The organism is Candidatus Accumulibacter phosphatis, assembly GCF_012939955.1.
Taxonomy (GTDB): domain Bacteria; phylum Pseudomonadota; class Gammaproteobacteria; order Burkholderiales; family Rhodocyclaceae; genus Accumulibacter; species Accumulibacter delftensis.
This window is the reverse complement of record NZ_SPMY01000040.1, coordinates 82,571-105,530: the sequence shown is the minus strand read 5'-3', so window position 1 is coordinate 105,530 and position 22,960 is coordinate 82,571. Positions and strand designations below refer to the sequence as shown.

Annotated in this window: 18 protein-coding genes; 10 read left to right on the top strand and 8 right to left on the bottom strand. The window is 61.2% G+C overall.

All coding sequences use genetic code 11. The features are described 5' to 3' along the window. Positions 1 to 226: hypothetical protein (locus E4Q23_RS14410; RefSeq protein ID WP_169067269.1), on the bottom strand; the 226-nt coding region annotated here is incomplete at its 3' end. Between the two features lie 235 nt (positions 227 to 461). Between E4Q23_RS14410 and E4Q23_RS14405 the strand changes: the two genes are divergently transcribed. The 6 genes from E4Q23_RS14405 (at position 462) to E4Q23_RS14380 (ending at position 8,548) form a co-directional block, all read left to right on the top strand. Next, positions 462 to 722 carry a hypothetical protein gene (locus tag E4Q23_RS14405; RefSeq protein WP_169067268.1) on the top strand — a complete coding sequence of 87 codons (261 nt, stop codon included), beginning with the start codon at positions 462 to 464 and terminating at the stop codon, positions 720 to 722. Further along, on the top strand, positions 719 to 2,131 hold the full coding sequence (locus E4Q23_RS14400) for a DASS family sodium-coupled anion symporter (protein WP_169067267.1): 1,413 nt from the start codon (positions 719 to 721) through the stop codon (positions 2,129 to 2,131). Before E4Q23_RS14405 ends, E4Q23_RS14400 begins: the two co-directional genes overlap by 4 nt. Positions 2,132 to 2,237: 106 nt before the next feature. Then, positions 2,238 to 5,057, top strand: coding sequence for an aminotransferase class I/II-fold pyridoxal phosphate-dependent enzyme (locus E4Q23_RS14395; protein WP_169067266.1), 2,820 nt, complete (start codon positions 2,238 to 2,240; stop codon positions 5,055 to 5,057). A gap of 63 nt (positions 5,058 to 5,120) precedes the next feature. Continuing rightward, positions 5,121 to 6,578 carry a biotin carboxylase gene (locus tag E4Q23_RS14390; protein WP_169067265.1) on the top strand — a complete coding sequence of 486 codons (1,458 nt, stop codon included), beginning with the start codon at positions 5,121 to 5,123 and terminating at the stop codon, positions 6,576 to 6,578. Positions 6,579 to 6,583: 5 nt separating this feature from the next. Further along, on the top strand, positions 6,584 to 7,594 hold the full coding sequence (locus E4Q23_RS14385; protein WP_336511696.1) for a C45 family peptidase: 1,011 nt from the start codon (positions 6,584 to 6,586) through the stop codon (positions 7,592 to 7,594). Positions 7,595 to 7,639: 45 nt separating this feature from the next. Next, positions 7,640 to 8,548, top strand: coding sequence for a glutamate/aspartate ABC transporter substrate-binding protein (locus tag E4Q23_RS14380; RefSeq protein ID WP_169067264.1), 909 nt, complete (start codon positions 7,640 to 7,642; stop codon positions 8,546 to 8,548). Between the two features lie 234 nt (positions 8,549 to 8,782). On the opposite strand, the gene gabT is transcribed toward E4Q23_RS14380, so the two are convergent. From gabT to E4Q23_RS14360, 4 genes are all read right to left on the bottom strand, one after another. Further along, a complete protein-coding gene (gabT, locus tag E4Q23_RS14375) occupies positions 8,783 to 10,090 on the bottom strand; it encodes a 4-aminobutyrate--2-oxoglutarate transaminase (protein WP_169067263.1) in 1,308 nt (435 codons plus the stop codon). Between the two features lie 32 nt (positions 10,091 to 10,122). Beyond that, on the bottom strand, positions 10,123 to 11,577 hold the full coding sequence (locus E4Q23_RS14370) for an NAD-dependent succinate-semialdehyde dehydrogenase (RefSeq protein WP_169067262.1): 1,455 nt from the start codon (positions 11,575 to 11,577) through the stop codon (positions 10,123 to 10,125). A 364-nt stretch (positions 11,578 to 11,941) separates the two neighbouring features. Beyond that, positions 11,942 to 12,385, bottom strand: a complete 444-nt coding sequence (locus tag E4Q23_RS14365; protein ID WP_169067261.1) for a universal stress protein — start codon at positions 12,383 to 12,385, stop codon at positions 11,942 to 11,944. Between the two features lie 302 nt (positions 12,386 to 12,687). After that, positions 12,688 to 13,716: a hypothetical protein gene (locus E4Q23_RS14360; protein WP_169067260.1), complete on the bottom strand. Its 1,029-nt coding sequence runs from the start codon at positions 13,714 to 13,716 to the stop codon at positions 12,688 to 12,690. Between the two features lie 476 nt (positions 13,717 to 14,192). Between E4Q23_RS14360 and E4Q23_RS14355 the strand changes: the two genes are divergently transcribed. Together E4Q23_RS14355 and E4Q23_RS14350 are read left to right on the top strand one after the other, a co-directional pair. After that, entirely contained in the window at positions 14,193 to 14,489 is a 297-nt protein-coding gene (locus E4Q23_RS14355; RefSeq protein ID WP_169067259.1) for a hypothetical protein, read from the top strand. Positions 14,490 to 14,724: 235 nt separating this feature from the next. Then, positions 14,725 to 15,273, top strand: a complete 549-nt coding sequence (locus E4Q23_RS14350) for a hemerythrin domain-containing protein (RefSeq protein ID WP_291996453.1) — start codon at positions 14,725 to 14,727, stop codon at positions 15,271 to 15,273. Positions 15,274 to 15,453: 180 nt separating this feature from the next. Here the strand turns inward: E4Q23_RS14350 and E4Q23_RS14345 are convergent, their stop codons facing one another. The 3 genes from E4Q23_RS14345 to E4Q23_RS14335 all read right to left on the bottom strand — a co-directional run bounded on the left by E4Q23_RS14345 (position 15,454) and on the right by E4Q23_RS14335 (position 18,570). Then, positions 15,454 to 16,257 carry a transposase gene (locus tag E4Q23_RS14345; RefSeq protein ID WP_169067258.1) on the bottom strand — a complete coding sequence of 268 codons (804 nt, stop codon included), beginning with the start codon at positions 16,255 to 16,257 and terminating at the stop codon, positions 15,454 to 15,456. A 23-nt stretch (positions 16,258 to 16,280) separates the two neighbouring features. Continuing rightward, on the bottom strand, positions 16,281 to 17,768 hold the full coding sequence (locus tag E4Q23_RS14340) for an inorganic phosphate transporter (RefSeq protein ID WP_169067257.1): 1,488 nt from the start codon (positions 17,766 to 17,768) through the stop codon (positions 16,281 to 16,283). A gap of 142 nt (positions 17,769 to 17,910) precedes the next feature. Beyond that, complete coding sequence (locus E4Q23_RS14335; protein WP_169067256.1) at positions 17,911 to 18,570, bottom strand: DUF47 domain-containing protein; 660 nt, start codon at positions 18,568 to 18,570, stop codon at positions 17,911 to 17,913. A gap of 784 nt (positions 18,571 to 19,354) precedes the next feature. Between E4Q23_RS14335 and E4Q23_RS14330 the strand changes: the two genes are divergently transcribed. Then, the gene (locus tag E4Q23_RS14330) at positions 19,355 to 21,958 is read left to right on the top strand and encodes an ATP-binding protein (protein ID WP_169067255.1); all 2,604 of its coding nucleotides are present in this window, start codon (positions 19,355 to 19,357) and stop codon (positions 21,956 to 21,958) included. Beyond that, on the top strand, positions 21,959 to 22,900 hold the full coding sequence (locus E4Q23_RS14325; protein WP_336511695.1) for a sigma-54 dependent transcriptional regulator: 942 nt from the start codon (positions 21,959 to 21,961) through the stop codon (positions 22,898 to 22,900). The last annotated feature ends 60 nt before the right edge of the window (positions 22,901 to 22,960 follow it).

Sequence of the window (22,960 nt, the reverse complement as noted above, 5' to 3'; positions counted from 1 at the left end):
GCGGGATGCACAGCGGCGGCCTTTCCAGTTCGACCGCCTTGACGTGCCCGTTTTCCATCAGACTGGTCAGGGCGAACCTGCGGCCAGCATCGTCTCCTACAGGGTGCGAGAAGTAATTGTCTCCCCCAACGAAGTAGATCGCTTGGCCATCCTTCTCCAGAATCGCCAACCCTTCGCCCACTTTCTGCGCACCATCGGGAAACCCCGGAAGCCACGACTGCCTCAACGCCTGCTCCTCCTTGCACCCCGAGTAACGCTTGCTCTATGCCATACGAAAACTACAGCCTTCAAAATAAAGTGCCACTTGCAATTCCTGAATTCTACCTACATTCCCGGTCGGGATCAGGAAATCTGAACTTGGCGGTTCGCTGCTGCTGAACGGCAAGCAACGAATAAATCGCGGTTTCCAAGCCCAGGTCATCGGCTTTTCCGACACTACCACCGGCCTGCAGGGGCGCAGCGTGTGGACCGACGAGAACGGCGACAAGGTCTTCAGCGAGTTAAGCGGTGAAGGGCTCGGCCCGGGCCTGCTGATCGAAGGCAAGCTTATTGGCGGTACCGGTCGCTACGCCGGCGTTAGCGGTGAATACAGCTTCAAATGGAAGCGCATCGGCGCTTTCGAAGGCAGCGAACTGACCGGCCGGGTCGTCGATCTGAATGGCTGGGCTCGCCTCGGGTCGCCCAGTGCGGTTGCTCCCACCACTGCAGGAGGTCAACAATGAGTACAGCCGCTTTCGGAACGGGAAGGATCGTGAAACTGGTGATCCTCCTGATCATGTTTTTCGGCCTCTGGTTCGCGCCGGTTCCCGCGGGCCTGACCGTTGAGGCCTGGCATCTGTTTGCCGTCTTCGCCTCGGCAATCACCTCCGTGGTCCTCAATGTCTTCCCGCTCTTCACTTCGGCGGTGTTGGCTTGTGCGATCGTCGTGCTTACCGGCACACTGACTCCGGAGAAGGCCTACGGTGCCTTTGCCAACGCCATCGTGCTCCTGGTGGTGACCGCTTTCCTGGTCTCTCAGGCGGTGGTCAAGAGCGGACTTGGCAAGCGCATCAGTCTCTATGTGATTTCGCTATTCGGGAAATCGACGCTCGGCCTGGCGTACAGCATCTTCATTACCGACACCCTGATTGCCCCCGGTTTCCCGAGCAATACCGCTCGCGGTGGCGTTCTCTTCCCGGTGATCCTGGCCCTGGCGCAAAGCAGGGGCTCGACACCCGACGACGAGAACCTGCGCCGCCTCGGCGGCTACCTGATGTTTTGCGGCATGGCCAGCCTGGCCATCACCTCGGCACTGTGGTTCACCGCCACCTCGGGCAACCCGGTCGGAGCAGCACTCGCCGCCGAACACGGGATGAGCATTGATTTCGGCTCCTGGCTGCTTGCCTCCAGCGTACCCTGTCTGGTGGTGATCGCCCTGCTCCCGGCTCTGCTCTATCGTGTTTTTCCGCCAGGAATCACCGCCACTCCGGAAGCTCCAGGCATCGCCCGCAAAGAGCTGCAGACCATGGGGCCGATGTCGCGCAACGAGTGGATCACGGCGGTGACTTTCGTGATCATGGTCACCGGCTGGATACTGGCGGCTCCCTACAAGCTCAACCTGACGGCAATTGCCCTGGCCGGTCTCGCCACGCTGATGATCAGCGGCGTTTTAACGCTTGAAGACATCAACAAGCAGGGCGGCACGCTGGTCACTTTCATCTGGCTGGCCATACTTTTTGGCATGAGTGGGCAGCTCAACGAAATGGGCTTCATGGGCTACGTCGGCGAGCGACTGGCTGTCGGGCTGGAAGGCCTCGCCTGGCCGGTCGCCTACGTTGCCTTGCTGGTCATTTATGTGTTGCTCCACTTCGGGTTCGTCAGTCAGAACGCGCAGGTCCTGGCGCTGCTCGGAGTGTTTCTCGACGTCGGCGTGAAGTCGGGCGTTCCCGTCCATTTGATGGCCTACGCGCTGCTGTTTGCCAGTAGCTACTTCTCGGTCATTACGCCACAAGGCGGCAGCCAGAACATCATCTTCGTCGCCAGCGGCTATCTCAAGCAGAGCGAACTGTACCGCCTGGGGCTGACGACAACCGCCTTCTGCACCCTGGTGTTTCTGGTCATCGGCACCCCCTGGATACTCTGGGTCGGCTAGTCCGAACAGACCGCGCGGAGGCGCTACCCCGCTCGCCACGGGTAGCGCGATCGAGCAGCCCACATAGCCGGCGGCAACGAACCGCCAGCACCTCTGGAGACAAGTCATGAACCTAAATACAGGCACCGCTGGCCCCGACTCGACCTCATTGAGTCGCCACCGCAGCGTTTGGGACGTACGATCGGAAAGCTGGATCGGGCTGGTCGACGTCCTCTCGCAGCTCGCCAAGCTGGCACAGGATGACCCCGGCCGGGAAGAGCGCTTGACCAAGGTCGGCGCCCTGACAGAAGCCTTGCGGCCGATTGAAGCCTGTTGGGCGTATCCGGGCCGCCGCGCCTTCGCCGAGCTCTGTAGCCACATCGATCGCGGCAACCTGGCGCATGCCGCAATCATCGCTCGCCGCTTTCATCGCACGCTGGCCTCGCTGACCTATCGCCACGAGGGTACGGGGGCGAAAAACGATGCCGATTTGCCCTCGCAGATCGAAAGCGAGCAGGAGTACCAGGCGCAGCTGCGCTGCCCATACTTCGAGGTTCTGGTCGTCGACGACATGCTGGTCGAAGAAGAGGAAGCGCTGCATCGCCAGGTGCGCAACGAGCGCAGACCTGACGACGATTTCGTTTACGACGTGGTCGTCGTGCCGACTTTCGAGGATGCACTGGTTGCATCATGGGTGAACTTCAACCTGCAGGCAGTGGTGATCCGCTACGGCTTTCCCTACCGGTCGCTCTACTTCCGCGAACTCGTCGGGCGGCGCTACATTGATGGTGCTGAGGTCGACGGCGAGTTGCTGCCCGAGTCAGAGCGCGGTCCTCTGCTCGGTCGACAGATCGCGAAGTTGCGTCCGGAGCTGGATCTCTATCTGGTCACCGACGTCAATGTCGAAGACGTGGCGGCGAAGGCGGGGGAAACTTTCAACCGCATATTTTTCGGCGAAGAAGACAAGCTCGAACTCAACCATTCGATCATGCAAGGGGTTGCCGAGCGCTATCACACCCCGTTCTTCGACGCCTTGTGCAAGTACGCGAAGCAGCCTACCGGCGTTTTCCACGCCCTGCCGCTGGCGCGTGGCAAGTCGATCATGAATTCGAACTGGATCGGCGACCTCGGCCAATTCTATGGCATGAACCTGTTCATGGCCGAGACCTCGGCCACCTCGGGCGGGCTCGATTCGCTGCTCGAACCCACGGGCTCGTTGAAACTGGCTCAGGAGTATGCCGCACGGGCCTTCGGCTCACGGCGCACTTTCCTGGTCACCAACGGCACATCAACGGCCAACAAGGTCGTTGTCCAGGCCATCGTCCGGCCCGACGACATCGTTCTGGTTGACCGCAATTGCCACAAGTCGCACCACTACGGGATGGTCCTGGCCGGCGCACAGGTCACCTACCTGGAGGCCTATCCGCTGCACGAGTACTCGATGTACGGTGCGGTGCCGATCCGCCACATCAAGGAAACGCTGCTCGACTTGCGCCGCGCCGGGACGCTGAACCGCGTACGCATGGTGCTGCTGACCAACTGCACCTTCGATGGCATCGTCTACAACGTCGAGCGGCTGATGCTCGAGTGCCTGGCCATCAAGCCTGACCTGGTGTTCCTGTGGGACGAGGCGTGGTTCGCCTTCGCGCGTTTCCACCCGGTCTACCGCCCACGCACGGCCATGGGTGCCGCCGCCAAGCTGACCGAGATGTTCAAGAGCGAGGCCTATGCCAAACGCTACGCGGAATTCGCCAGCAGTTTTGACGAGGCGGCCTGGGCTGACGACGAGAAAGTCCTGAACACTCGCCTGCTGCCGGACCCCGGCAAGGCACGAATCCGCGTCTACGCCACCCATTCGACGCACAAGACGCTGACCGCCCTGCGCCAGGGCTCGATGATCCACGTCTGGGATCAGGACTTCAAGGACAAGGCCGAGGAAGCCTTCCATGAGGCCTACATGACGCATACCTCGACTTCGCCCAACTACCAGATCCTCGCCACCCTCGATGTCGGGCGGCGGCAAGTGGAAATGGAAGGCTACGAACTGGTGCAGCGCCAGCTCGAACTGGCGATGAACCTGCGCGACCAGGTGGCCGCGAATCCCCAGCTCAACAGCCACTTCCGTTTCCTGACCGTGACCGACATGGTGCCGGAGGAGTTTCGCGAGTCGCACGTCGAATCGCTGTACAACATGGAGACGGGCTGGGAAAACCTGTTGAAAGCCTGGCAGTCGGACGAGTTTGCGCTCGACCCCAGCCGCGCCACGCTGGCCATCGGCCTGACCGGGATGGACGGTGACACGATCAAGAACAAGTACCTGATGGACAAGTACGATATCCAGATCAACAAGACCTCGCGCAATACGGTGCTGTTCATGACCAACATCGGCACCACCCGCTCGACGATCGCCTACCTGCTCGGCGTGCTGGTCAAGATCGCCCGCGACGTGGACAACAGGGTGCGCGACATGAGCACTCCGGAACTTCGTATCCATGAAAAACGCGTGCGCTCCCTGACCCTGGAACTGCCCCCGTTGCCCAACTTCTCGTGCTTCCACCAGGCCTTCCGCGGCCGCAGCCTGGACGGGCAGAGCGAGACGCGCGATGGCGACGTCCGCAGCGCCTTCTTCCTTAGCTACGAGGATGCCAACTGCGAGTACCTGACCATGGACGATACGGCCAAGGCGATCAGGAACGCACGCGAATGCGTCTCTGCTCAGTTCGTCATCCCTTACCCGCCGGGCTTCCCGATTCTCGTGCCGGGACAGGTGATCAGTGCCGAGATATTGCAGTTCATGCAGGCGCTTGATGTGCGAGAGATCCATGGTTTCCGGCCTGAACTGGGCTTTCGCATCTTTACCGAAGCCGCACTCGAACTGGCAGGGCAGGCAAACGCAGTCTGGAAAGCGCAGGTCAATGCCAGCGCCGAGGCGGCGGAAGGCGAGTGAAATGACCGCTGGTGAGCGTCAATCCAGCCGTCTTTTTGTGGTGACAACGAAGAGGAGAAAATAATGACTTTCAAAGTAAAGACAATTTCCGACCTGCGGCTGATGTTTCATCGCAACGAGCGACCGATCTATTTCATCAGCGCCACCAACTTCAATCTGCTGGGAATCGACCAGTGGGTGAATCGCTTCCGCTTCATCAGCTACATCGATTGCTTCGATGGCCGGCATCCGAACGTCTTCGTCCCGCAGGAGACGCCGCACGACGAGTTCACGTCGATCGAAGACATCAACAACCACATGTTGCAGCACAAGGACGTGATCGACTTCATCGAGCGCCGCGGTGGCAGCCCGGCGGCAACCTTCCTGATGTTTGACGAGAAGACCGAGGAGCTGGCCAAGGAACTGGGCATGGAAGTCTGGTTTCCGCCGGCCAAACTGCGCCAGCGTTGCGACAACAAGATGGAGACGGTACGCATCGGCAACAAGGCCGGCGTGTTGTCGGTACCGAACGCCCTCGATAAGGTGAGCAGCTTCGCCAACCTTATGGAAATTGCCGAGCGCCACGGACTGGGCAAGCACCTGGTCCTGCAGTCGGCCTTCGGTGATTCCGGCCACACGACTTTCTTCATCTCTTGCGAAGACGATTTCAACAAGCACAAGGAAGATATCTGCAAGGATCCCGAAATCAAGATCATGAAGCGCATCAACTGCCGTGGGGCGACGCTCGAAGCCTGCGCCACGCAGTCGGGAACTCTGGTCGGACCGATGCTTACCGAAGTCGTCGGTGCCAGCGAACTGACGCCCTACAAGGGCGGCTGGTGTGGCAACGAGGTTTTCCCCGGTTCCTTCTCGGAAGCCGTGCGCGCCCAGGTCAGAGACATGACCGAGCGTTTTGGCAACCAGTTGATCGAGGAAGGTTACCGAGGGTACTTCGACCTCGATTTCCTGATCGACCAGGACAGCGGCGACGTCTATCTCGGCGAACTGAACCCACGCGTCTGTGGCGCCAGCCCGATGACCAACCACGCGGCCTTTGCCTATGCCGATGCCCCGCTCTTCCTCTTCCACCTGCTGGAATTCTCGGGCGTGCCCTTCGATCTCAACGTCAGCGAAATCAACGAGCGCTGGGCGCAGCCGCACTTCATCGATTCGTGGTCGCAGGTGGTGATGAAGTACACTGACAAGAACGTCGATCAGGTCACGCACGCGCCGGGCACCGGCATTTACCGCATGAGCGAAGACGGCAGCGTCAGCTTCCAGCGCTTCGACTATAACCGCCAGGCGATCGACAGCGAACGCGAGGCCTTCTTCCTGCGCATCACCGGTTCGGGTGACTATCGCTATGAGGGCGCCGACCTCGGTATCCTGATTACGCGTGGCCGTTCGATGGACGATAACTTCAAGCTCAACCTGCGCGCCCGTGACTGGATTCGCGGCATCAAGCAGTACTATGCCGGCAAACCAATCGTTACCACCGAGCACGAGGCGGCACCGGAGCCCGGCGCGTTCAAGATCCTTTGACCGCCGTGCCGCACGCGGACCTGCCTATCCACCAGCGATTTACGGCGCTGGTGGAGGACACTCCCGGCCCATTGTGGCAGGCGCTTTTCGAACGCTGCTGGCCGGGTTACCGCGACTGGTACCTGCGCAGCGGCGTCTTCGATCGCCCCAGCTACCTTGAAAGCCGGCGCGCGCTGCGCCAGCACATGCCGGAGCTGGTACCCACCTGGGAGCAACTGGTCGAGTTGGCCGGCGGTGGCGACATTGAGGCGCGCGCGCTTTCCTTGTGGTGCCCGCCGGCTTATATTGCCGGTTGCTCGCAAGCAGTGTGGATCGACCCTTGCGGCGCCCAAGACCCGGCGCTGGTGCGCAACTACGACTACGCCCCGGCCTTGCTGGAAGGCAACTGGCTGGCCACCCGCTGGTGCGGCCATCGGGTGCTGGCCATGGGCGATTGTCTATGGGGAGCGCTGGATGGCATGAACGAGGCGGGCCTGGCCGCTTCACTGAGCTTCGGCGGCAGAACGCAAACCGGCACGGGCTTCGGCATCCCGCTGGTGATGCGCTACCTGCTGGAGGTATCGAGCACGGTACAGGATGCCTGCGCGATCCTCAAACGCCTCCCCGTACACATGTCGTACAGCATCACGCTGCTCGACACTTCCGGAAATTGGGCCACCGTGTTCGTCGGACCCGACGAAGCCCCCTATGTCAGTCGCCGGCGGGCGGTCACCAACTTCCAGCACAAGGTCGATTGGCCGCAGCACGCCAAGGCAACTTGTGCCGTCGAGCGCTTCGCCGCCCTGGAACAGCTGGTCGACAAAAAGCATTCCTTGCTGGAACTCACGACAGCACTGCTGCAGCCGCCGCTGTTCCAGACCAGTTACCGACGCGGTTACGGCACGCTGTACGGTGCCGTGTACCAACCGACAGACCGCCGTGTCGAGTTGCTCTGGCAAGACCAGCGTTGGCAGCAGTCCGTGCTCGCGCCGCATGCCGGCGAGCGCGACATCGTGTTCCCGAGCGGCCCGAACTGAAGCCGACCGGTGACCAATTATCCGTTTGAAGAGGAGACAAAGACGATGTTCACTATTTCGCGGCGCCTCGCCATTGCTGTAACGCTTGCCACTGTCCCCCTGCTGTCGGCTCCGGTCTTGGCGCAGGAATTGACCGGTACGCTCAAGAAGATCAAGGAGACCGGGTTGATCACGTTGGGCCATCGCGAATCGTCGATTCCGTTCTCGTACTACGACGACAAGCAGCAGGTGGTCGGCTACTCGCAGGACATGATGCTCAAGGCGGTGGAGGCAATCAAGGCCGACTTGCAGCTTGCCAAGCTCGATATCAAGCTGCTGCCGGTAACCTCGGAGAATCGCATCACGCTCGTCCAGAATGGAAGCGTCGACCTCGAATGCGGTTCGACGACCAACACCGCCGAACGTCAGAAACAGGTCAGTTTCTCGTACAGCATTTTCGTCGCCGGCACCCGACTAATGACCAAGACCAGCTCCGGGATCAAGGATTTTCCCGATCTGGCTGGCAAGAACGTCGTGACCACCGCCGGCACCACCTCCGAGCGTCTGCTGCGCAAGATGAACCAAGATAGCAATATGAAGATGAAGATCATCAGCGCCAAGGATCACGGGGAAGCGTTCCTGCTCCTGGAAAACGGCGGCGCGGCGGCTTTCGTCATGGACGAGGGGTTGCTCTTTGGGGAAATGGCCAAAGCCAAGAACGCCCGCGAATGGAGCGTGGTCGGTACGCCGCAATCGTATGAAGCCTATGGCTGCATGATGCGCAAGGACGACCCGGCGTTCAAGAAGGTCGTCGATGCGGGGCTGGCCAAAGTGATGACCTCAGGCGAAGCCGACAAGCTCTACGCCAAGTGGTTCCTGCAGCCGATCCCGCCGAAGGGCTTGAACCTCAACTTTGCCCTCTCGTACGCGCTCAAGAAACTGTACAAATCGCCCAACGACAAGGCCTACGATTAGGGCAGCAAGGGCAAGCACGCATTCGGCACCGACCTTTCGTGTACTGAAGAAAGGCCAGGCAGCGTCGCTGCCTGGCCTTTCTTACTTTCCCGCACCGGAGTAAACCGCTGCGGGCACCCGCCTCCGCTGATCAGCCTGAGGCCCACGCAGATGGCCGGACTGCCCGCATCCGCTACAGCTCAGTGGCCTCGACCCTTGCAAGGTCGGTCGCGCGGGCACTCGCGGACGGTCAGTTCAGGCGCCCACCGCCCGCAGCGATGCCTCGATGATATCCAGGCCTTCGTTGAGCACGGCATCCGAAATGGTCAGCGGCACCATTACCCGCAAGACATTGCCATGCGGCCCGCACAAGAGCAGCAGCAAGCCGCGTTGCGCCGCTTCATTCTTCAGAGCGACAGCGATGTCCGCTGCCGGCTGCTTTGCATCGCCGTTGCGGCAGAACTCAACCGCCGTCATCGCCCCCAGTCCGCGCACCTCGATGATCGTCGAGAATTTCTCCTGCATGGCGGTAAATCGCTCGCGCATGTGTTCGCCAAGGGCGATCGAGCGCGCGCAGAGTTGTTCTTCCTCGACCACGTCGAGTACCGCCAGGGCGCCGGCAACGGCCATCGGATTTCCGGCGTAGGTGGAACCCAGACCGCCGACCTCTGCAGCGTCCATGATCGCCGCCTTGCCGACTACCGCGGCAATCGGCAAGCCACCGCCGAGGCCTTTGGCCAAGGTGATGATGTCGGGCTCGACAGCATAGTGCTCGCTGGCAAACAGCTTGCCGCAGCGGCCAATGCCGGTCTGCACTTCGTCGGCAACGAGAAGAATTCCGTGCGTGTCGCATAGTGCCCGCAGGCGGCGCAGGAAGCCGAGCGGCGCCGGGACATAGCCACCTTCTCCCTGCACCGGTTCAATGAAGATTGCCGCAACGCGCGAAGCTTCGATAGTGGTCGTGAAAAGTCGCTCGATAGCCGCGATGGAATCGTCCTCCGAGACACCCTGCAGGGCATTCGGGAAGGGAACGTGGAAGATCTCGCCCGGGAATGGCCCGAACTTGATCTTGTAGGGAGCCACCTTGCCGGTCAGTGCGAGACCGAACATGGTGCGACCATGGAAGCCGCCACCGAAGGCAATCATGCCCGAACGCCCAGTAGCCGCACGGGCGATCTTGACCGCATTCTCGACGGCTTCGGCGCCGGTGTTGACCAGAAACGACTTCTTCGGCGTGCTCCCCGGGGCAGCCGCATTTAGCCGCTCACACAGTTCGACGTAGGATTCGTAGGCCACTACCTGGAAGCAGGTATGGGTGAAGGCCGCCAGTTGCTGGCGCGCCGCCTCAACGACCCGGGGGTGGCAATGCCCGGTATTGACCACCGCAATACCCGCGCAGAAGTCGATCCAGCGACGACCTTCGACATCCCAGATTTCGGCATTTCTGGCAGTTTCGGCAAACAGTGCGTGCCCCTGGCCGACACCTTTGGGCAGCGCTGCCGTGCGCCGGGCCATCAGCTCGGAATTGGTTTTAAGGTTCAGTTTTTCGCTCGGTGCATTCATGTTCATTTCCTTTGCAAACTTGACTTGGCGGCTCAAACAATACCGCCGATACAGATGTATTTGATTTCCAGGTAGTCCTCAATCCCGTACTTGGAACCTTCGCGACCCAGCCCGGACGACTTCATGCCGCCGAACGGCGCAAGCTCGGTCGAGATCAGACCGGTGTTGATGCCGACCATGCCGTATTCGAGGGCGCTGGCTACCCGCAAGCTGCGCGCCAGATTCTCGGTGTAGAAATAGGACGCCAGGCCGTACTCGGTATCGTTGGCCATCGCCACCGCATCGGCTTCGGTCTTGAAAGCGAACACCGGCGCCACTGGCCCGAAAACCTCTTCGCGAGCGATGCGCATCTGCGCCGTCACCCCCGCCAGTATCGTTGGCTCGTAATAGGTCTTGCCGAGGCTGTGGGGCTTGCCGCCACAAACGATACGAGCCCCCTTGCCAAGCGCATCGGCAACCAGCTCCTCCACCTTGGCGATCGCCGCGTCATCGATCAGCGGACCTTGCGTGACCCCCTCTTCCGCCCCATTACCGACACGCAGAGTGCCAACTGCGGCAGCGAGTTTTTCGACAAATTGATCGAGGACGCCTTCCTGGACCAGCAAGCGGTTCGCACAGACGCAGGTCTGGCCCGTATTGCGATACTTTGAGAGCATCGCTCCCTGCACGGCGGCATCCAGATCGGCATCGTCGAAGACAATGAACGGGGCATTGCCGCCCAACTCGAGCGACAGCTTCTTGATCGTCGGCGCACACTGCTGCATGAGAATCCGACCGACCTCCGTAGACCCGGTAAAGCTGAGCTTGCGGACCGTTGGATTGGCGCACAGCTCGCCACCAATAGCGATCGGGTCTCCGGTGAGCACATTAAAGACCCCTTTGGGGACTCCGGCGCGCTCCGCCAGCTCGGCCAGCGCAAGCGCCGACAGTGGCGTCGCTTCAGCGGGCTTGAGCACTACCGAGCAGCCCGCCGCCAGCGCCGGACCAACCTTGCGGGTAATCATCGCGGCCGGGAAATTCCATGGCGTGATCGCGGCACAGACGCCAATCGCTTCCTTGCTTACCAGGATACGTTTGTCGGCGTGATGAGGGGGAATCATGTCGCCGTAGATGCGCTTTCCTTCCTCGGCAAACCACTCGATGAACGAGGCGGCGTAGGTGATCTCGCCACGCGATTCGGCAAGTGGCTTGCCCTGCTCCGCAGTCATGATTCGAGCGAGGTCCTCCTGATTGGCAAGCAGCAACTCACACCAACGGCGGAGCACCTTCGCCCTCTCACCTGCAGTCCTGGCACTCCAGGTGCGCTGTGCAAGCCGCGCCGCCTCGATGGCGCGACGGGTCTCCGCCGCGCCCGCGTCGGGCACGTCCGCCAGGTGCCTCCCGGTAGCCGGGTTGGTCACGGCGAAGGTCAGCCCACCATCGGCGCCAACCCATTGTCCATCGATGTAGCACAACTGCCTGAGCAGTGATTTGTCGGCAAGCTCCAAAGACTTATCTCCTGTTGGCCGGGTCAATCTGCAGAAACGGTCATCAGGGCCGAAGCCGGCCGCGAACTGCGCACCCCGAAGTGGCGCCACTTTACATGGGCGATCGGTGCAATAACGAACCACTTATTGAGATAATGCTGCTACCAATTTAGCGAAGTCACTGATCGACAGTTCGCTTTTCGCAGACCTGGTCCAGCTCGCCACGAAGGCGGGGCGAGCGAACGTGGCTCGCGAGCGGAGCCGCAGCGAGTGATCTGACGGGGATGATTCCCGGCCTTGCCGCCGTCGCCGCCAAGGCGCTTGCGCTAGCCGCCAGCGCTGCCCGCAGCGCTGGCTTGCCGGATACGACGGAAAGCGCTCGCCCTTAGCGGTAGACGATCACCGGCACCTTGGAGTGTGAAAGCACCTTCTGGGTGACACTGCCAAGCAACAGCTTCTTGATTTCGCTGCGACCACGCGAGGCGATGAAGATGGCGTCGCACTTCTTCTTCCGCGCCGTTTCGATGATGCCCTCGAACGCCGACGCTGGCTTGGTAGTGAATCCAGCATACTCTACACCGGCAGCAGCAGCGGCCGTGGATATCTCCTCAAGGTATTTCTCAGCGGTGGCCCGCTGCAGCCGGTCGAGCTTGCTCGCCATGCCCTTGTCGATAATGTCACCGTCGCCAAACATGGAATACGGCAGCATCACGATGCCGGAGTAGCCAGTGACTTTCGCTCCCAGCGACTTCGCGAACTGGATGCCGGCCTTGATGGCCTTGCGCGATACGACCGAACCGTCGGTGGGGATAAGGATGTTTTTGAACATGTGCAGTTCTCCTGGTAGTTGTTGCCTGGCTGCGAGGCGGCATGCCCCTGCTCTTTCCCGGCGCGAGGAAAACGCTACCGCAACGCCAGTTCTCCTGATCGCGAGTCGAAGGCCGGCAGGCGCCCTCAGGCACACCCTCCTCCCGACATCCCCGCCATCCACCTCACCTGCCCAAAACGATGGCCAAGCCAAAGATGCGGAAAATAGTATATGGGCTCAGCTGAATCGCGGTCAATCTCAAGGACGAAGTGCCTGTGCAGCAGTGTTAACGACCCTTGCACACACCGGTGGCGGTCGACGCCTCAAAGGTAGCGCATCGCGTCGTCAAAATTGATCTTTTTCGGAGGCGGCAATTCGCTGCGCGCGACGCGTGCCAGCACGAAAGCTCGGCGCATCGGCGGCGATCCCCTGAGTTCTGCGAGGCCGAAATCGACGTCCGCGGCAGCGTCCGTGCTGGCTGCATCGATCACCACGTTCATCGGGCTGAGGCGCAAGCACTTTGTCTCGACGTGCAGATAGCGCTGCGGGTTTTCGAGCACCGTCGTCAGGCTTTCGAGTTCGGCATCGAGGACCAATTCACTGCCCCCGATGGCTCCCAGTTGCCGCTCGTTTTCCAGCAATTCCGCCTGCAGTCTGGCCTGCTCGCTTGCTGCCGCCGGAGCTCCGCCGAACATTGACCCCAGGCCCGGTCCCTGCTGTTGAAGAAGTCGCAGGCGTGCCCGCATCAGCGCACGACTTCCTTGCAGTTCCTGCCTTTCGACACGCTCCCGGCCAATCTCCGACAAGGCCTGACCAAGCAGGTATTCGAAAGCCTCGACACCGACGATGCGGCGCAAACGCGCCTCGTCGCTGCCGCAGATGCGCGTCCCGTGATCCGAGAAACTGACGCTGGTCTGGGCAACGTCACGCTGCACCATGCCGCCTTGCAGCGCCATTCCCAAGACCCGCTTTTCATTGAGCGCCATGCCCAGAACCAGGCAAGCTTCATCGAGTTCCGGAAACTTGTCGAACAGGGTGCGCAAATTGTCCGAGCGGCCGAGAACAGACGGAATATCGGAGGACGCGACAAAGAACGCCTTTAGAGCAGGATCGGAGGACCACATGGCCGACGCAAGCGGTCGTGCGGCGGGCAGCGCCTGAACCAGCGTGCGCAGGAATTCGATCGTCGTCGTGACGGCGGGCGTCAGGCGCCTGTGGCAGTTGGGCAACAGCTTGAGGCGTGGGTTGGTCAGCGTAATCGCCTTGTCGACCGCCCCGCGAACCATCTCGTCAGACACCCGATCCGGATCGAATTGACCCGGCCTGTTCTTGAACCAGTCGAGAATACCCATGGCACCTTCCTCCTGCGGAAATGGCTGAGCAAATCAAAGCGCGAGCAGCACCAAGCCGCGGGTGTTGAGACCTCGGCGCAGTGGCTGCCTGCTCCTGTTTCGTACGCTCCGGAATCGGCTTGGCGATTTACGTCGGCGACTTCGCCAGTTGCGTGCACGATGATTCCGAAACAAGCTTCGCCCCAGCGTCTTTCCAGGGCTGCCGAAATTGTGGCGACTCCAATCTTACTGTACCGGCGGCAGCACACAGGCGACCGATTGCTTTGCCGGGCCAGCGCACACCCGGGTGTTTCCTGCCCGCCGCCCTGACAGCTCCCGTGCAGCGGGTTCCTGCTGCAGGGCTTTCCGCCACAGTCGAGACTCGAGAGTTTACTGCGACTTGCAATTATGTTGTGATGCGCAGGAGTGGTCGCCTTCTTGCCAAGATTATCGGCGTTTCCGCCGCCTCAACAACTTTCGCTCTGGAGTACTGCATCATGAAAGCTCGCTCGCTCGTTCTCTCTGCTTTGCTGGCCATGACTGTCGCCGCCTGTGGTCAACAAGACGATGCCGCCGTCAAGGCCGCGAAGGAGTCTGCGAAAAAAGCGGAAACCGCCATTGCCGCCGCCACAGAGGCGACCAAGGCGGCAGCAAGTGACGCCGCCGTAGTGGTCAAAGCGAGCGCCGCCGAGGCCACCCTGGCTGCCAAGGAAGCCAGCAAGGAGTTGGTCATCAAGGCCGCAGACGCGACCAGTGATGCCGCCGACAAAGCCAAGGAAGCGGTAAGCAAATAGGCTCCGCCCGACGTGACGACGCTCGACCGCGAATAGCAACATCGGCCAGAGCTTGTTTCTTGCGACCAAGTGGAAAGGAATTCCAGGATGCAGGCAACTGCCGCGTGTGCGGATACAGATTCCGATCTCTATCGGGCGGCATGATCGTCGCTTCGCTGGTCAGCGGCAGCGATGGTTCCGCCCGCCACCTCAAGGCGGTCGCGCAATCTTCGCCGAGCTGCGCGGAGCAAGCCGAGTGACTACCAGCATTCCCGGATTTTCCGCACCGAGCGTCGGAAGCGAGGCGCCTCTGGAGATGCTTTCCGCCTGCCACGGCAGGATTGAAGCGCAATGCGCGACCTTGCGGCGCCTGCTTCCACACCTGCTTTCCCATGGCGTCGACGACGCGGCGCGCACGGGGGCGAGCAGAGTGATGCGCTACTTCGACACCGCCGCCAGGCAACACCATGCAGACGAGGAAGACGACCTCTTCCCGGCCTTGATCGAGTCCATGGCCGGATCGGACGCCATCTGCCTGCGCGAAATAATCGACGGTTTGAAAGCCGATCACCGCGCACTGGAAGCGTGTTGGCGACACCTGCGCGGCACCCTCGAACGGATCGCGGCCGGCGAGCAGGTGTCCCTGGTCGTTGACGATGTCGAAGCGCTGGCCGTTCGCTATGAGCGCCACATCGAGCGCGAGGAAAAGGAACTCTTGCCAATGGCGGCGCGCTTGTTGAGCGATGAGGAGCTGGCTCGAGTCGGACGCGCGATGCGGGCGCGTCGGAGAATCGACGAAAGTTAGGCGGTAGCCTCGGGCACGTCAGCGCTATTCCCGTCCGCTGCGATCAAGCCAACCGCTACAGCTCGCTGCCCGATAGTTGCGCCACCTGCGCCTGGGCGCGATGCCCGACATCGAGCGCCGTCGCGACCACTTTAATCCCACCAGCGGAACGTGAACCAGCCTCGCACCTTGTTGCGGCGATCACCAGAGCCATGTCGTCGGTGCTTTTTTCGCCCTCGCAGGCGCTCTCGACGAAATGGCGCGCTCCTGCATTTCCGCCAGATGGCGCAGGGAAGCGCCAGGCGTGGCATTGGACAAGCAGAAGTTCAGGGTCTCGCCATTCATTTCACGGCGTACCAGGAGATGCCAGTTGTCAGCCGACGCGGATCTGCCATCCCAGACCCATACCCGCTGGATCAGATAGTCGGCGCGCAGCTTGCGCTTGCGATTCTCCCCGCCCGTGATCAAGAGCCGGCGCCACGCGCTTGTCGGCTGAGCAGACATCCAGGCAATCACGGAAGTGGGCGCTGCCTTTTCGCGCAAGCGTAGTGATGCGCGAACCAAAGACGATCGTTCATCCGCCACGACTGGCGACGGTTCGTCGACATAGACGGCCCTATCCGGGTGAATCTCCAGCAGGAAAGTCTCCCCCGCGCTATCCAGTTCGCTGGGGAGCCATGGCAGGTGGCCGCAAGTACCATCGAAAGCAAGGAAGGAGAAGAGGTAACCGTCCCGCCGGGCGCGCCGCACGACGTCGAGGGCGATTTCACGTCGGCGACTGAGCTCCGGTGTGACCACGGCCACTTTGGCCACTTCCGCCTCTTCGGCCACCTTGAGGCAGGGGACAGCGGTGCTCCAGGTGGGCAGCTCGGAGTCCAGCAGAGCCACGACGCTCTTTCGCGCCACCGCCGCACGGTCCGCCCCCCCGCCGGCAGCAGCCTGATTCGCGGCCACCGCATCGCGTTCGGCGTGTGTGATGGCACGCCCCAATGCAAAGCTGCCCATCCCCTGTTCTCCGCGCAAACCGCCTACTTCATCTTGGCGACGTAGGCATCCATCACCAGATCGAGGTCCTTCTGGATTTCCTTGTTGTACGGCTTGTTGAGAACCGTGTTGGGCTTCAACTTCCACTCGGGCGTGCCGTCGGCAAGCGCCTGAACCAGTTCCCAACGGTAGGTGAAGGTCTTGTCATTCAAACTGCGCAAAGCCTCCAGGCGCTTCGGCCCAATCACGTTCAACTTTTCCAGGGCCGCGAATTTGGCCGGGTCCACCGTGATTGCTTCGACCAGGGAGTCATCGACAAGCTTCAGGCTGGTCTTGTAAGGCAAATCCGGCAGAGCCTTGTCGATGGCGCTTTTTAGCGCGCCCGAAGTAGTGAAGTTCTTGCTGACCACCGCGGACAACGCCTTGGCATCCACCGCATCGCCATGATGAACCAGCAATTGATTGGAGAGACGATATTCCGAGGCGTTGTAGACCGTTTGTCCGAAGACGTTTTGCAGAAAGAAAAGAAATACATAGCAAACCAGCGCCGCGATGACCGGGGTCTGAATCCAGGCCAGGCCAATACGCCCGACGACGCTCCATTTGATGTTTTTGGCGTTCTTGATCAGCCCGATGCCGACCACTCCGCCGACGACTGCCTGCGAACTCGATACCGGTACCAGAGGGATCGTCGGCAGGCCAATGGAAGCGAGAGCAAACTCCAGGCCTTCCGAGGCGAAGAGGAACAGAACCAGCGAGGTGGAGATGATCACCACAAAGGCACCGACCGGGGTCAGCGGGGCGATTGACGTTCCCACAGTCATCATCACCCTCTTGGCGTAGCTGAAGACGCCGACGGCAATGGCAATCCCGCCGAGCAAAAACAGCTGCTGCAAACCAGAGAACTCGAACACCCCGGCGTGCAGATCCCGAAACGGATTTGCACCGATGAAGACGCCCATCACATTGCCGATGTTGTTGGCGCCCAGCGAATACGCCCCCAACGCGCCGGCAACGACCAGACCAATACGGGTCAAGGCATCCAGGCGAATGATGTGAATCTGCGTCTTCTCGAGCCACTTCATCACACCCTTGTAGAGAAAGTAGCTGAAGAAGCCGGTGAGCACCGGGCTGGCAATCCAGGTGGCACAAATGGTCTTGAAGACGCTGTAGTCGGTCACCGAACCGGTGAACAGGTTCCAGCCGATGATCGCCCCCACTACTGCCTGCGTCGTCGAAACCGGCAAGCCGGTGATGGTCATCCAGGCGACCACGGCCGCTGCCGAAAAAGCGACCATGAAGGCGCCGCCCAAGGCGTTGATCGCGCCGAGCTTGGACAAGGTGTGTGCTGCTCCGGCGCCACTGACGATCGCGCCGGCAATCACGCCGATCGTGAGGATGATCGCAGCGGTCCGGAACTTGACCATTCGCGAGGCGACCGCCGTACCGAACACGTTGGCCGCATCGTTGGCGCCCAGCGACCAGCCCAGGAACAAACCGCTGGAGAGGTAAAGGAATATCGTAGGATCCATAGTCTCGGCGTCTCCCTGGGCTTAATGTGAAAGTCGCGCAAGCGACTCACGAAACTCCCTTCTCCCTCGCGGGAGAAGGGTCGGGGAAGAGGGAAAACGGTCATGACTTTCATAATCTGAGGTGTATCGATTGTCATGACCGTTAGTCCAGGCGCTTGATGGTGTAGATCGCCAGCCAGTCGGCGACGTCCTCGGATTCATCTGCGATATGGTCGATCGCATCGATGAAGCGGCGCAGGTGCAGCTTTTCGGCCAGAGGCATGGACGACCCGAAGACGGCGCGTTTCAGCTTGTCGGATGCGCGGTCGGCATCCTTTTCATAGAACATCACCTTGTGCAGGTGATCGCGAACCGAATGAATGTCACGCAGGAAAGCCCGGGACGCGAGCACGGTGCTCTCGACGGCCATGGACACGCTTTCGGCCAGTTCCCGCAGGTCGGCGTGCAGCTCCTGAGAGAAAGCGGGCCGTTCGATGGCGAACGACACCATCGTCTCTTCCATGACATTGAGCAGGCAGTCCAGATCTTCCAGCAAACTGAGAACGTCGCCACGAAAGTCGGGGATCAGGGCCATGGTATAAAGCTCTTGCTCGACCTGGCGACGCAGGTCGTCCCCTTTGTGCTCCAGTTCGTTGAGCTGCTTCAGCTTGGCCGCCAGGTCGTCATTGGCTGCTGAATCCAGGTACACCCCAATCGCGGAGCGAAACGCAAGGCCGCCCTGCGAAACGGTGTCGAGGAAGGAATCGAAGTGCATTTCCACTTCTCGCGTGGTGTGAAACAGGCGCAGCTTGCTCTTGTCCATTAAGGTCTCCTTTTTGCCGGTGTGAAAATGCTCGGTAATTGCAATTACGGCCGAAGATGTCGCCCTTGCCTGACAGCCGAGGCGACCTCACATCGGGCACCTTGACGCCGAAAGCAAATGGCGAAATCGTGGCCGCCGGGCGGCGTCGCTGCAGTACATGACGCTGCGGTCGCGTGGACTATTTGCCGATGGCAGGCTTGACCACGACCTGCCTCCCTGTCGTCTGTCGACGAGTGCTTCAGAATGCTCGACTCGGCCGGGTCGGTCGCGGCAAATCCGGCTGACAACGCCGCTGGCCGGGCACGGATGAGCGCGGCAAACGGCTTTTCCCCGCAACAAATAAAGCACGAATCATGCCATAAAACAGACAAGCAACACTTCACATGCTGAATCAGTGACCTGGCGGCAATAGCCGGGGCCACGCGACGTCCGCTTTGGGGTGCAACAAGATGGACATTGTCGGTCATGACCGACCGTTGAAGCAAGGTATTTTGTAGGTACACCGGTGTCTTGTGTCTCCTCCGGCGGAATCGCGCGTAAAGACGCGACGTTACACCCTGTCTCCGGCGACCCGTGCTTGAGACTGCCGCAGGAACTTGCTGGCTGTGCGACGGCCGCCACACAGGCGGGCGCGGGAATCGCCGTCACCCCTCCGCTTTGGCAACGCCGCTTTGCTGCGCACCCGCACCGCTTTCTCTTTCTGCTAAGCTCCCGGCCGATAGCCCGTCGCGGGCCGCAAGTTACTGCCGCAGGATTCTTCACAGCTCCGCTCTGATGATCGTCAATGTTCGACCAGCTACGAAAATATGCCGCCGCCTATGCCGTGGCGATCGGTGGGGTGGTGCTGACCTGCTGGTCGTCGTGGAATGTGCGCGAGGAGTTGCAAAGCAGCCACCGCAGGGAATTTCAGTGGGCGGCCAGCGATCGCATCGAGTCGGTGCGAGCGGTGGTCGACCAGGGACTCGACGCCTTGCGGGAGATTCGCGGACTTTTCTACGCCGCCCACGAACTTGACGAAAGCGCCTTCAGCGCCTTTGCCGACCCTATCCTGCAGCGTCGCCCGTACATCGCAAGCCTGCTCTGGGCCCCACTGCTGAACGCGCCGCGGCAAGAACCATCAGCCGCTGTCATCGGCGGCGCACCAACAACGACAGCGGCAGTGAACGACGATCCACTGGGCTCTGAGCGCGAGCAACTCACTCGAATCCCCGTTGTCCTCGCCGCGTCACGCGCAATCTCCGAACTCGCCAAAGGCGTCGACCTGAACACCAGCAGCGAACTCGCGGCATTGTTCGCGCGGGCCCGCGAGAACGGAAAGATTGCCGTCAGCGGGCGCATGACGCTGACGCGCCCAGGCAGGAACAGCCTGTCTGTCATCTACGCCGCATTGCCGATCTATGCCCCTGCAAGCCCGCAAAGTAGCCCGGCGCCCGAGGGTTTCGTGCTTGGCGTCTATGACATCGAGGAACTGCTCCACTTCGCCATCAAGCGCCTCGAACCACGCGGGGTCGAGGTACTGGTGCGCGACGAGACGACGGGCGACGACGCGCAGTTCCTCCCGCAGTTCCTCCATTTCTACGCCAGCCGTCTGGAACCCGGCGCCACCGCGACGGCCACCGGCTGGCTTCCGGAGCAGGACGAGAATCAGCCACGGATGGTGGCCACGATTCGCGTTGGCGACCGCAGCTGGACAGTCACCTGCGTGGCCACGCATACCTTTCGTAGCGCTGAGGCATTCACCGAGGCGCATTGGTCAGTGATGGTCGCCGGCCTCTTGTTTACGGCGTTGCTCAGTTTTTACCTGGTGCACAGTCGGCGCGAAATGGACAATCGCAGCCGACTCGCAAAAACCATCTTCGAGCGCGAAGAACTGCTTCGCCAGCTCGCCGAAACGGTCGATGTCGCTTTCTGGGCGATCAACGCCGAGGCAACGCGCCTGGAGTATATCGGACCCGCTTTCCGGCAGCTGGCCGGTGACGAGGTCGAACTGGACGGTACGGCACCATCGCTGCTGCTCGACGTTTTCGCGCCGAAAGACCGGCAAGTGCTCAGCGCAGCGATTGCCGACTTGCAGGCGGATGGTGGGCGATTTTCGCTGATCCTGCCGGTGTCACCTGACTGCCGGGGCCAGCGAAATCTGCACTGGCTGCGCGTCTGTGGCTTCCCGGTCCGTTCGCCGGAGCACGGCTTGAGCCGTATCGTCGGCTTTTGCGAGGACATCACCGCGCACAAGCTGGCCGAGGATGCGCTGCGCGACTCGGAAACGAAGTTACGGACCTTGTTCAATCATTCGCCCGACCTGATCTTTACTGTCGATGAGCAGGCCCGGATCCTGTTCGCAAACCGGCCGCTGCCGCACCCGCTTGCCGGCGCTGACGACAAGCGCTCCGAACTGGCCTTGCCAGCCCATATTCGCGACGCATACCTGGACAAGTTGCGGCAGGTATTCGCCGGCGGCCAGATCGAACACTGCCAGTACACCGCCGACGACGCTACCTGGTGGGAAATTCGCATGGTGCCGATCGGTTCGGACAATGCCGCCAAAACGGGCAGAGCGATGACCGCAGCGATGGTGGTGATTACCGACATCACCGAGAACCGGAAGCTGCAGTGGCAGGCGATCCGCAGTGCCCGCCTGGCGTCGCTTGGCGTGCTGTCGGCAGGCATTGCGCACGAAATCAGCAACCCCAATCACGCCATCATGGCTCACGCGCACCTGTTGGCCCGCATCTGGCAGGATGCCCTGCCCATCCTTGTCGAATACGAACAGGAGCAAGGGGATTTCCTGCTCGCTGGCTTGAGCTTTGCGCAGGCGAGCGAGACCATTTCACGCGGCATGGCTGACGTCGGTGAAAACGCCAGGCGGATTCAGAAAATCATTGGCAATCTGAAACACCTGGGTAAGCAGGATCACGGGCATATGGACGAACTCGCCGACATCGCGAAAATCCTCAAGGCCGTCCTGACTTTGCTCGATGCGCGCATCCGCAAGGAAAGTGATTGCCTGACCCTGGCTCTGCCGGAGGGCTTGCCACCCGTCAGAGGCAACGTCCAGCAACTGGAGCAGGTGTTCATCAACGTTATCGTCAATGCCCTCGAGTCGCTGCCGAATCGGAGCTGCTCGGTGAGAATTACCGCCGGGCTGGACCGCTCCGGCAGCCGGATCATCGTCCGCGTCGAGGATCAGGGCACAGGCATGAGCGACGAGGTCATGGCCCAGATCAGTGAGCCGTTTTTCACCACCAAGGCAGAAAGTGGTGGCACCGGGCTGGGTCTGTCCATCTCGTCGTCGATCGTCGAGAAGCACGGAGGGCGCTTGCGCTTCGCGTCCAACAAGGGCTCTGGAACAACGGTGAGCATCTATTTGCCGATTGTCAAGGAGGCGTGAATGAAAGAGCAGTCGCCGGCCAGCTGGCCGGTCTTCCTCGTCGATGACGACCCGTCGGTCCTGCACGCGACGGCGGCGGTGCTGCACAGCGCCGGCGTCGCCAGAATCGAGAGCATCGACGACAGTCGGAAGCTGCTGCCGGCGCTTGAACGGCAGCCAGCCAGCACCATCCTTCTTGATCTCTTCATGCCGCATGTCAGCGGCAACGAACTGCTACCCGAGATCGTCCGCCTCTACCCGCAGCTGCCGATCATCGTCATGACTGCCGCTCAGGATGTCGAGACCGCGGTGCTGAGCATGAAGGAAGGCGCTTTCGACTATCTCGTCAAGCCGGTCGAGGAAAGCCGGCTGGTGGCAAGTGTCCGGCACGCGCTGGAGGTACAGTCGCTGCGCCGTGAGATGGGCGTCCTCAAGCACTATCTGTTATCGGACTGCCTGCAGCACGGCGAGGCATTTGCCGGCATCGTGACCAATAGCCGCAAGATGCGCGCGCTCTTCCAGTACATCGAAGCAGTGGCGGTATCGGCAGAGCCGGTGTTGATCTCCGGGGAGACCGGGGCCGGCAAGGAAATGTTCGCCCATGCCCTGCACAAACTCAGTGCTCTGCCCGGGCCGTTCGTGCAGGTCAATGTCGCCGGCCTCGACGACACCCTGTTTTCGGACACCCTCTTCGGCCACCGCAAAGGCGCCTTCACCGGTGCCGACGAAAACCGCGCCGGCCTGATCGCACAAGCCAGCGGCGGTACCCTGTTTCTCGACGAGATCGGCGATTTGTCGATGGCCTCGCAGGTCAAGCTCCTGCGCCTGCTGCAGGAGCACATGTATTTCCCCCTGGGATCCGACGTGGCGCGACCAAGCGACGCCCGCGTCGTCTGTGCGACCAACCACAATCTCGCCCAGCTGATGCGCCAGAACCAGTTTCGCTCCGATCTTTTTTTTTAGGCTCTCGGTGCATCAGGTCGAAGTGCCCCCCCCTACGCCAGCACACCGAGGACCTCACAC